This window comes from Amphibacillus indicireducens (assembly GCF_039539605.1).
In the GTDB taxonomy this organism is placed as follows: Bacteria; Bacillota; Bacilli; order Bacillales; family Amphibacillaceae; genus Amphibacillus; species Amphibacillus indicireducens.
In genome coordinates, this window is the sequence record NZ_BAABDL010000044.1 from 1 (window position 1) to 9,472 (window position 9,472).

The following is a 9,472-nucleotide window of genomic DNA, read 5'->3' on the forward strand; positions in this document are numbered from 1 at the left end:
TAACTGGCATTCGCTTTTGGCAATTTAATGGGCAAATCACCTATAAAAAATCAAGTTATGAATAATGCAGGTTTTATTAAGTAGAAGATCAATTAAGTTTCACTAACTTATATGTCAATTTCATTGATGAGTAATTTAATTTTTTTAAATAATGTTTGATAGTTGGTGATTTCCTCTTGGAGTCGCTTATTCTCTTCAATATAAATATGGTTTTGAGTTCCATTTTGACTCATCGCTTGATTTTTCGTTTCAATTTTCAACTTTTCAAGCCACTGAATTGCTTGATCAACAGACTTTATTGAACTCTCTTCTTCAATACTCTGAGGGTCACTTAAGTCTTGGTGTTGAAACTTTTTGCGAGCTTGTTTCGCCTCATCTATTTCTAGTCGATAGTTTTTTCTAATCGTTGCATTCCATCTAAAACCACAGGCTGCTGGAGTTCGATTTAATTGCTCAGCAACATCTTTAAAACTTTCTAACTGAGTATAGCCTTTTTTAATATAGTCAATCACTGTCTTTGCAAGCAACATATCCTCTTCTTTTGTCCATGCATCTTGTCGATTTACTCCCATCCTCACTCGCTCCTTATTCCAGTTTACTTGATCCACTTAGGTGTTTACTTTATCTATATGCAATACAAATCATTGATAGAATAATCATTTTAGAAACTGCATCAACGAGTGAGGAACGTTGATAGACAAAAAAATGCTAGCTCTATATTGAGCTAGCATTTTGATCGGTTTGTTAAAATAATTAAGCTTCAACAACCTCTTTACCATCGTAATGGCCACACGCTTTACAAACATGGTGAGGTTTAGTTAGTTCATCACAATTTGAACATACAACCATTCCTGGTACATGTAGTTTTTTATGCGTACGTCTTTGATTTGTTACTTTTTTAGATGTTCTTCTTTTTGGTACTGCCATTTCCTACACCTCCTTCACTTCCAAAACGAAAATCTCATTAGATAAAGAGTGGAAGTGACTTTTTACATTTATCTTCATTGATTTTCATTTTTCTTCTCATTCAGTAATGACTGTAATTTCGCCATCCGCGGATCAATCTTATTCTCATTTTCTTCTTCAGTAATAACTGACCAGCCATCACCAGAAGAAAGTGCATTTTCTTCAATTTGATCTTCAGTAGCGTAGAACCTAAATGGAATCTCTAAGATTACATTTTCCTTGATATATGGTCCTAAGTCAAGGATTTCTCCTTCAACACGGTGAATATCTGACTCATCATCTTCTTCAAAATAAGGATCATCCGAAAACAGCTCTAAAGTGTTCACTTCAAATGGATAAGGGACATCAACCAATGTCCTTGCACACGGCAAAATCATTTCACCAGTTATTTGTAACTGACAATGAATCAAGCCATCTTGTTTTTCAGCTTCACACTTTACAAATACAGAACCAATTTTTCGAATATCATTATTTAATTGTTCAAGTTCAGACACATCAACTGTTGCTTCAATTGGTAAACCATCCGATTGAATCATCTTTCGGAGTGGAATTTTCATTGTAATCACCTCGAAAGCACAAAGTATATTTTAAAAGGAATTCGTCTATTTGTCAATATAATTTCTTGACAGTTTAAAAATAACTGATTAAAGTTAAAATTAGTCGTTATGGTACAATAATACATAGGAGTGATTCGTATGAAAGCTGTCGGTTTAATTGTTGAATATAATCCCCTCCATAATGGCCACTTACATCATATCGAACAAGCACGATTAAAGTCAAACGCAGAGATTGTTGTTGCAATTATGAGCGGAAATTTTTTGCAACGAGGTGAGCCTGCGATTGTTGATAAATTTACTCGGGCAAAAATGGCACTTAAACAACAGATTGATCTGGTTTTTGAATTGCCAACGGTTTACGCGATTCAGCACAGTGATCTATTTGCCTATGGAGCAATCCGGATTTTAGATGCCTTGCATGTTGATCAAGTTATTTTTGGTAGTGAGCAAGGTGAAATCAATTCTTTTACTCATGCGATCCAACTTATTGATCAAAATCGACCGCTGTATGATGCTGAGTTACAAAAACAACTCAATCAGGGACACAGCTATCCCATGGCGAACAAATTTGCACTTGAAGCACTTAGTTCCGATCGTCTTCCCGATTTAACAATGCCTAATAACATTTTAGGTTTAAGCTATTTAAGAGCACAACAACAAATTAATTCTGAACTGAAGATTGATACGATCAAACGGATTCAAGCAGATTATCACCAGTCTGAATTATCTTACCCAATTACGAGTGCAACGAGTATCCGAAACCAAATAACTGATTCATTAATCGGGCAAACAAATGCCTCACTCGCGATGCCATTATCAAGTTTTCAATTATTAAAAGACTATTGGCAAACCGCAGAGTCGTTTCATAATTGGGAGCTTTATTTTCCGCTATTAAAGTATCGGATTTTAAGTGATTCTGTTGATCAATTGAGAGCAATTCATGGTATGACTGAAGGTTTAGAGTATCGTTTGAAAAAGATGATTCACTCAAGCCATACATTCGTTGAGTTTTTAAATAAAACTCAAACAAAACGCTATACTAAGACACGATTACAGCGGCTTTTTGTCCATCTTTTATTGCAATTAACTAAAGAAGACATGCAACATCAATTAGAGCGGGTTGATCAGATTGATGAAGTTCGATTGTTGGCAATGAGCAAAAATGGCCAAGCTTATTTAAATCACCTTAAACAATCGAGCAATTTAAAGATTGTCAGTCAATTAAGCAGAAATCTATCCGATCGAATGATGATTGATGAAAAAGCAGCAGCAATTTATTACTTACCTTTAAAAAGTGAAGCTCAGAGCACCCTACGTCAACAAGAATTTAAGCCACCATTCTAAAAAGCACATCCTCTAAAAATTGAGCAATGTGCTTTTTTGTTTACTTATCAATAATAGCGTTGCATAAAAAAATTAAGCTAAAATCAAGTGATATGATTAGCTCTAAGTAAGAGGATCACACCCGCAGCTGAGTGATGTTTCGCTTTCCTCGAAAATAAAGATCAATTTTCTTCGTGCGATGTTTATTCGGGGAAGCTTTCCTTATCCTACGGGCAGGTGTTTATGGTGGGACGAGTAATCGCAGTCCCAGTCCCAAGGCTTGAGCTAACTTTGCCAAGTAAAGCCCGCTTGTCAAAGTGGATCTCAAGCTCTTGCTTTTCCCGTGGGAGTCTACACATCTCTCATCTGCTAAATAGAATCTTTCATGTGATACATTGACAAAGGTTCTTTGTATCCTGTAAGAAATTAGACATTAGCGTAGGGAAAATATGAAGACACCAGCGGGAATAGCGTGAGCCGAAGATCCACTTGGTAAAGTGGTCTTCTTTACCAAGTTAGCTGAGGCACGCCCGCGGTAAGCGAAATATTTTCCCGTAGCGGTTGTATTGATTGATCAGTATCAGTTCTCTCAAATCACAATGATAAGACTTGACATAAGAAAGAAAAGTTTACGCAACGCTACTGACTTATCAATGATTAATAACTTAGTTTCTAAAATTACTGTAAATAATCAAGTGCTTCTTGGAAGTGGTCGATTGGGACGATTTCCATATCCGTTCCGATCGCTTCAGCAGTTGCTTTGGCTAATTCGTAGTTCGATCCTTCTCGCCCATTTTCATTCGGAACAAAGAAAATCTCACAACCCTCCCGATCAGCAGCAACAACTTTTTTATCTACACCGCCGATCCGATATACGTTCCCATTGTAATCAATCTCACCCGTACCAGCTATTTTTAATCCGTTCGTTAAATCTGCCTCAACTAATTGATCATAAATCTCTAAAGCCATCACAAGACCTGCACTTGGTCCACCAATATCACCACTTGCAAATTCAATTGATCGATCAAAATCAACCTCACGATTCGTTACGAGCTGAATCCCAATTCCATGTTTAGCAGGATCATCTGGAAACGGGACCAATTCAATCGTTGTTTCAAACCTCTCGTTATCTCGCTCAACGAGAAACGTCAATTCGTCGCCAACAGAATACTGATCAACTGTTTCAACCAAGTGGTCAGCATCGATAATCTTAACACCTTCAACCTCGATAATTTTATCAGCTGTTTGTAAAACCGCTTCAGCTGGCATCTCTTCTAAAACAGATACTACATAGACTCCTTCATAATGAATATCAATTGGTTCTCCCGCAGCTTCGTAGGCAACGACAATGGCTGCTTCTTGAGAATTCTCCATTAATTGCAATTGTGCTTCTAAATAACTTTGCCGATCATACCCTTCAGGAAAAAGATCTTCCATGTGATGAATATCTTGATAGTTTGAAAAATTAGCTACTAATAATGTGATCGGTGTCGCTTGCCCCCCTCTAACCGTCACAAGGTGAAGATCTCCCTCACTCTCTGTCGCTTCTGCAACTCTGACAACTGGATTTAACGGCTCTGCTGTACCAGGACTGTATATGTAATAAGGTAAGGGCATATATGAAAGCGCCATAACTAATCCTAAAATTAAGATAAATGTAATAAGTTTTCTATATTGTCGCAACACTTAGACTCCCTCCAATAATTGAGTTCAAACATCCAATTTAGAACTCTTTCTTCTAATTGAATTTGTAGCTTGTTAGCATATTCCAGCATAGGACATGCGTATAGTTAATCAAAGCAATCAAATTCAATATTAATGTTAGTTTACTCTTTTTTTCATCTCTTGTATAGACAGTTACAGTTAAATCGTTTGAGGAGTGATTCTTAGTGAAGGCAAAAATAAAATCAATTCTTTTAGCAAGTGGTGCACTGTTATTTTCAGTTTGTCTCCTCACAATGCCCACAGAAACAGTTGAAGCAAGCAGAAGAGGATTAGAGCTATGGGCTAGCACGGTCTTCCCTTCACTATTACCTTTCTTTGTCACAGGGGAATTATTGATCGGGTTTGGTATCGTTCACTTTATTGGTGTCTTATTCGAACCAATCATGCGCCCACTATTTAATATTCCCGGTGTCGGTGGTTTCGTATGGGCAATCGGCATGGCCAGCGGTTATCCAGCGGGGGCAAATTTTACAGCTAGAATGCGACAAGAAGGACAACTGAGTCAAGTTGAAGCTGAGCGACTTGTTGCATTCAGCAATGCATCGAATCCAATTTTTATAATCGCAGTTATTTCTGTTAGCTTTTTAAAGACACCTAGCCTCGGCTTTTTATTGGCAGGAGTTCACTATGGAAGCAACCTACTTGTAGGTCTGATCATGCGCTTTTATCAACATAATCAGACAAACGACAGAAAAAAGGCGCCTGTTCAAGGAATTTGGAAACGAGCATTCAATACATTGCACCACACGAGAATTAATAACAATAAACCTTTTGGAAAACTACTCGGCGATGCCGTCATCCAGGCTGTGGAAACAGCGTTAATGATTGGTGGATTTATTATTATATTTTCAGTCATTTCGACGATTTTAATTGAGACTGGAATTTTAATTTTGATTAGTAAACTATTCAGTACTTTTTTTCTATTATTTCAAATTCCACCGATTTTATCTTTACCTTTTTCAATTGGCATGTTTGAAATTACAATTGGCGCACAGCAAATTGCTTCGGTACTAAATCAATCTATGATGATTAAAGCAATGTTAATTAGTGCTTTACTTGCTTTCAATGGTTTAAGTGTCCACGCTCAAGTAGCTAGCATTCTTGCCAGTACGGATATTCGATATCAAGCTTACCTTTATGGTCGTTTGCTCCAATCAGTCTTAGCTACAGTACTTATTTTATGCTTTTATCCTCTGTTAAATTTGAAAAATCATTCACCGATCGGACAAGCAATTCCCGTTCAAGCAGTAAGCTCAAATTATCTATCACACTTGATCGACTTTTTAAGTCAGTACGGAATGATCATCACAATCAGTAGCTTATTTGTCTGCACGATCATTTTACTTTACCGGATGATTAAACAATTAAAAAGAAAGTCAATGGATTAATCACCACTGACTTTCTTTAAGCGAATAGCTCAATTAATTATTCTGATTCTGATATTTTTCTTTTAAAGCTTTTTCAACAGCTTCTGGAACAAGATCAGTTACATTAGCATTGAACTTGGCTACTTCTTTAACAACACTTGAACTTAAGAACGAATATTTATTGTTAGCCATAATATAAAATGTCTCAATCTCCTCGTAAAGCTTACGGTTCATTGATGTAATCTGTAATTCATACTCAAAGTCACTGACCGCTCGTAGACCTCGAACTAAAACATTCGCCTTCTTTTTCTTCGCATAATCCATTAATAATCCACCATGGCTATCAACAGATACATTATCAAGATGTTTGGTCGCTTCACTGATTAAATCCATCCGCTCTTCAATTGAAAAAAGTGGTGACTTTGATTCATTGTGGAAAACGGCGACAATCACATGATCAAATACTTTCGCTGATCGTTCGATAATATCTAAATGTCCATATGTAATCGGATCAAAACTGCCTGGGCATATTGCTAGTCTACTACTCATCATCCTCTTCCTTTCTTGTGTATAGTGAAATCGCAATCGAACTACCGTAATTTTCTGTACGAATCTTATTAAACTCCCTAACTTTTTTGGGTAAAACTTGACTCTTACCGTGTTCACATATAATGAGTGCATTTGATGTTGCAACTCTTTGTTTCGTTATCTCATCAATTAAATCTTGATAGTAATTTTTCTCATAAGGTGGATCAAGAAAAATAAGATCAAACTTTGCCTCTCTCTTTCCAAGTGCCTTAAGTGCTCTAAATGCATCATTTTGATATACTTCTGCTTGTCCGTCAATATTTAATAATTTCAGATTTTTTTTAATCACCTGAACTGCTCGCCTTTGTTGATCGACAAAAACAGCATGCGTAATGCCACGACTGATCGCTTCTATTCCTAAGCCACCACTTCCTGCAAACAAGTCTAATGCAACCCCTTCTTTAAAATAGGGACCAATCATATTAAAGAGAGATTCCTTAACTTTATCTGATGTCGGTCGGGTTAACTGATTATTGATCGTTTCAATTGAACGGCCTTTTAATTTTCCAGATACGACTCGCATCTCTTCACCTCACTACATCCACTCATTTCATTGTGTTGAATTCGTCCTAATTCTATCATGAAATTTTTTAAAAAACCATGATAGTTAATTGAATCAGATATTTATTTTTAAACAATTGTTTGGCTTGAATAGATTATTGAGATTCTGGGTATGCTTAGCTAATGAAGTGCTGTTAACGATTAACCACTTCAGGAAGACGGAATCAGCCTACGTTTCCCCATAGGCGCTTTTCCGGTTTCTCCTCTCCCTTTGCCTTTTTAGTTCATCTTGAGAACTAAAAAGGGCCTGCAGATTATCCTGTCTGCAGGCTTTTTTTAAAATTATAATATAGTTTAAAATTAAATACCCATCTTATAATCGTATTCTTTTGCTTCATCTACTTTTGCATTATCAAATTCTTGCTTAATGAATGGTTTATAGGATCGGTCTACTTTTTTTACAAATGATAATCTTTCGAGCCTACTTGCTCTTTCTTCGATTTGATCCTGATCTACATAAATAACTGCGTATCTTAATTTACGAGACACAGAAATAAGATGACCATGACGTTTTAATTGCTTCACATTTTTCATCTGTCTAAACCAGACGATCAATCCTTGACGTTTAGTTCTTATCATTTTATAACCTCTCTTTTTCTCCTGACAAATTCAAGCACTGTTACGATGCATTGCAACCGCAACTTCCACCATGACCACAACCGACATCAGTAAATAAGGCGCCGTCACGTGGAACCATGATCTGCTCACTTACACTATGGGCGATCTTTGCGCTAATATCGTCTAATAGCATTTGTAGTTCTCGTTCCGCAATTTTAAATTGCGCAACAGAATCAAGCATATCAACTTCACGCTTTAATAACCGGGTTTCTTTTGTGATCACTCGATAATCTGGGTGATAACGTCCAAATCTTTGCACGTCCTCGTACTGTTCTTTTTTCTGTTCAAAAGCTCTAATCAAGGTCTGTGACTGTTGATCTTGTTTAAGCTGACGTTTCTTCTCTATATAATTTAACATTTGCTCTGATTGATTAACCATTTCTGCTAATTCATCTGTTAAATCGAGCAAATCAATAATCTCTACTGTTGCCAACACGTTGAACACCTCCGTTAGTCCAATTATATCAGTTATTTAGTAAATTAAAAGGCTGTCACTAAAAAAAACGTCGATTAAACCCAGTCGTTGGTATATGTGGTGGCTGAGGCATTTGTGGTGGTGGTGGTGGTTGTGGTAGTGGTTGAGTTTGTGTTTTTGTTTGGCTACTTTTTATCTCAGAAAAGTGACCAATTAGCTTTTTTAATTCTCCGATCGCTGAGTCAGCTTGTTTTAAATGCTGATCAATATTATCAAATTCTATTTTTTCTAATAAACCTTTTAACTGCTCCGACCATTTTTTCTTTTTATCAGCAGTTTCTTTTGTTTCTGGTTCATTTTTATCATCAAGAAATTGATCCCAGAACGAATCCGCTTCACCATACTTCTGATAATGCTTAAAATAATCATTCAAATTGCGATCACCTGATCGAGCTGCCCGGATAAGTTGAGGGTTTTTTTCAGCAAATTCTTTAAAAGCTTTAACGTCGGGATGTAAATTTAATTCTGCCATTCTTACTCACCTCCTCTTAATTCTTTTTGCTATAACCTATGCCTATGAGACTGCATGCGTCACTTGTTCATCGTCAAGCTAAATAAGGTTGACCGCTTGGTCAACCTTATGAGTAAAATAATTCAATTAATGAAAATGCTCATGCTCTGATATATCTGCTAATGCCTCAATCGCTAAATGATCAGACTTTTCTTCTGTAACAAGATCACCAAGTGAAACCATTCCAATTAAACGATTATCTTTTACAACTGGAATCCGACGAATTTGATGTTCACTCATTAACTCACCAACTTCACTAACAAGCGTATCTTCACGACATGTAACAATATCTTCTGTCATACAATGTTCCACTAAATCATTTGGCGTCATTCCTTTTGCATAGCCACGAATGACTAAATCACGATCAGTGACGATCCCGATTAAATCATTATCTTTTTCACAAATCGGAATTGCGCCTATATCTTCTTTTGCCATTAATGATGCCGCTTCTCTTATCGTATCATTTGGCTTTAGAACTGTTAAATCGGCTGACATAATTTCTTTAATTTTTAACACAGTATTTAGACCTCCTCATTTTAATTTGTAACATTTTTGTCCACACTATGTAGTATGAACGAATCAACAGGACATTATGTTTTTTTAATTAAAAATCTTAAATTTACCTGTTCATAGACCATGAAACATGGTATAGTTCTATGAAGTAAGTAAGCGTTTAATCATGCTTCGAACGATAGAGAAAATCGTTCATTAGTTGTGTGCCCAGCATGGGTGCAGACTCTAGGGTGAAAGTCCCGAACAGTGAAGGCAGTAGTAGCTGTAG

At 36.5% G+C, this 9,472-nt stretch carries 12 protein-coding genes; 2 read left to right on the forward strand and 10 right to left on the reverse strand.

Annotation, left to right across the window (positions count from 1 at the left end; all coding sequences use genetic code 11):
- Positions 1-107: 107 nt before the first annotated feature.
- From ABD814_RS04080 to ABD814_RS04090, 3 genes are all read right to left on the reverse strand, one after another.
- The gene (locus ABD814_RS04080; protein WP_344910599.1) at positions 108-572 is read right to left on the reverse strand and encodes an RsfA family transcriptional regulator; all 465 of its coding nucleotides are present in this window, start codon (positions 570-572) and stop codon (positions 108-110) included.
- Between the two features lie 181 nt (positions 573-753).
- Positions 754-927 (reverse strand): 50S ribosomal protein L32, encoded by a 174-nt coding sequence (gene rpmF / locus ABD814_RS04085; RefSeq protein WP_344910600.1) that lies wholly within the window; start codon positions 925-927, stop codon positions 754-756.
- Positions 928-1,001: 74 nt separating this feature from the next.
- On the reverse strand, positions 1,002-1,523 hold the full coding sequence (locus ABD814_RS04090) for a YceD family protein (RefSeq protein WP_344910602.1): 522 nt from the start codon (positions 1,521-1,523) through the stop codon (positions 1,002-1,004).
- A gap of 138 nt (positions 1,524-1,661) precedes the next feature.
- Here ABD814_RS04090 and ABD814_RS04095 point away from each other — a divergent pair, with 138 nt between their 5' ends.
- Complete coding sequence (locus ABD814_RS04095) at positions 1,662-2,867, forward strand: nucleotidyltransferase (RefSeq protein ID WP_344910604.1); 1,206 nt, start codon at positions 1,662-1,664, stop codon at positions 2,865-2,867.
- Between the two features lie 657 nt (positions 2,868-3,524).
- On the opposite strand, the gene ABD814_RS04100 is transcribed toward ABD814_RS04095, so the two are convergent.
- The gene (locus tag ABD814_RS04100) at positions 3,525-4,532 is read right to left on the reverse strand and encodes a SepM family pheromone-processing serine protease (protein ID WP_344910605.1); all 1,008 of its coding nucleotides are present in this window, start codon (positions 4,530-4,532) and stop codon (positions 3,525-3,527) included.
- Positions 4,533-4,735: 203 nt separating this feature from the next.
- Here ABD814_RS04100 and ylbJ point away from each other — a divergent pair, with 203 nt between their 5' ends.
- Complete coding sequence (ylbJ, locus tag ABD814_RS04105) at positions 4,736-5,959, forward strand: sporulation integral membrane protein YlbJ (protein ID WP_344910607.1); 1,224 nt, start codon at positions 4,736-4,738, stop codon at positions 5,957-5,959.
- 33 nt (positions 5,960-5,992) lie between these two features.
- Here the strand turns inward: ylbJ and coaD are convergent, their stop codons facing one another.
- From coaD to ABD814_RS04135, 6 genes are all read right to left on the reverse strand, one after another.
- Positions 5,993-6,487, reverse strand: a complete 495-nt coding sequence (gene coaD, locus ABD814_RS04110; protein WP_344910608.1) for a pantetheine-phosphate adenylyltransferase — start codon at positions 6,485-6,487, stop codon at positions 5,993-5,995.
- Complete coding sequence (rsmD, locus tag ABD814_RS04115; RefSeq protein ID WP_344910611.1) at positions 6,480-7,049, reverse strand: 16S rRNA (guanine(966)-N(2))-methyltransferase RsmD; 570 nt, start codon at positions 7,047-7,049, stop codon at positions 6,480-6,482. The genes coaD and rsmD overlap by 8 nt, the downstream gene beginning before the upstream one ends.
- 338 nt (positions 7,050-7,387) lie before the next feature.
- Positions 7,388-7,666, reverse strand: a complete 279-nt coding sequence (locus ABD814_RS04120) for a YlbG family protein (protein WP_344910612.1) — start codon at positions 7,664-7,666, stop codon at positions 7,388-7,390.
- Positions 7,667-7,706: 40 nt separating this feature from the next.
- Entirely contained in the window at positions 7,707-8,141 is a 435-nt protein-coding gene (locus ABD814_RS04125) for a YlbF/YmcA family competence regulator (RefSeq protein WP_344910614.1), read from the reverse strand.
- Positions 8,142-8,199: 58 nt separating this feature from the next.
- The gene (gene ylbD, locus ABD814_RS04130) at positions 8,200-8,652 is read right to left on the reverse strand and encodes a spore coat protein YlbD (protein WP_344910616.1); all 453 of its coding nucleotides are present in this window, start codon (positions 8,650-8,652) and stop codon (positions 8,200-8,202) included.
- 126 nt (positions 8,653-8,778) lie between these two features.
- Positions 8,779-9,207 carry a CBS domain-containing protein gene (locus ABD814_RS04135; protein ID WP_344910617.1) on the reverse strand — a complete coding sequence of 143 codons (429 nt, stop codon included), beginning with the start codon at positions 9,205-9,207 and terminating at the stop codon, positions 8,779-8,781.
- Positions 9,208-9,472: the final 265 nt, after the last annotated feature.

Bases quoted from the DNA above. Each gene is read 5' to 3' on its own strand.
- ABD814_RS04080 (WP_344910599.1), bottom strand. From the start codon at position 572: ATGGGAGTAAATCGACAAGATGCATGGACAAAAGAAGAGGATATGTTG.
- rpmF (WP_344910600.1), bottom strand. From the start codon at position 927: ATGGCAGTACCAAAAAGAAGAACATCTAAAAAAGTAACAAATCAAAGA.
- ABD814_RS04090 (WP_344910602.1), bottom strand. From the start codon at position 1,523: ATGAAAATTCCACTCCGAAAGATGATTCAATCGGATGGTTTACCAATT.
- ABD814_RS04095 (WP_344910604.1), top strand. From the start codon at position 1,662: ATGAAAGCTGTCGGTTTAATTGTTGAATATAATCCCCTCCATAATGGC.
- coaD (WP_344910608.1), bottom strand. From the start codon at position 6,487: ATGAGTAGTAGACTAGCAATATGCCCAGGCAGTTTTGATCCGATTACA.
- rsmD (WP_344910611.1), bottom strand. From the start codon at position 7,049: ATGCGAGTCGTATCTGGAAAATTAAAAGGCCGTTCAATTGAAACGATC.
- ABD814_RS04120 (WP_344910612.1), bottom strand. From the start codon at position 7,666: ATGATAAGAACTAAACGTCAAGGATTGATCGTCTGGTTTAGACAGATG.
- ylbD (WP_344910616.1), bottom strand. From the start codon at position 8,652: ATGGCAGAATTAAATTTACATCCCGACGTTAAAGCTTTTAAAGAATTT.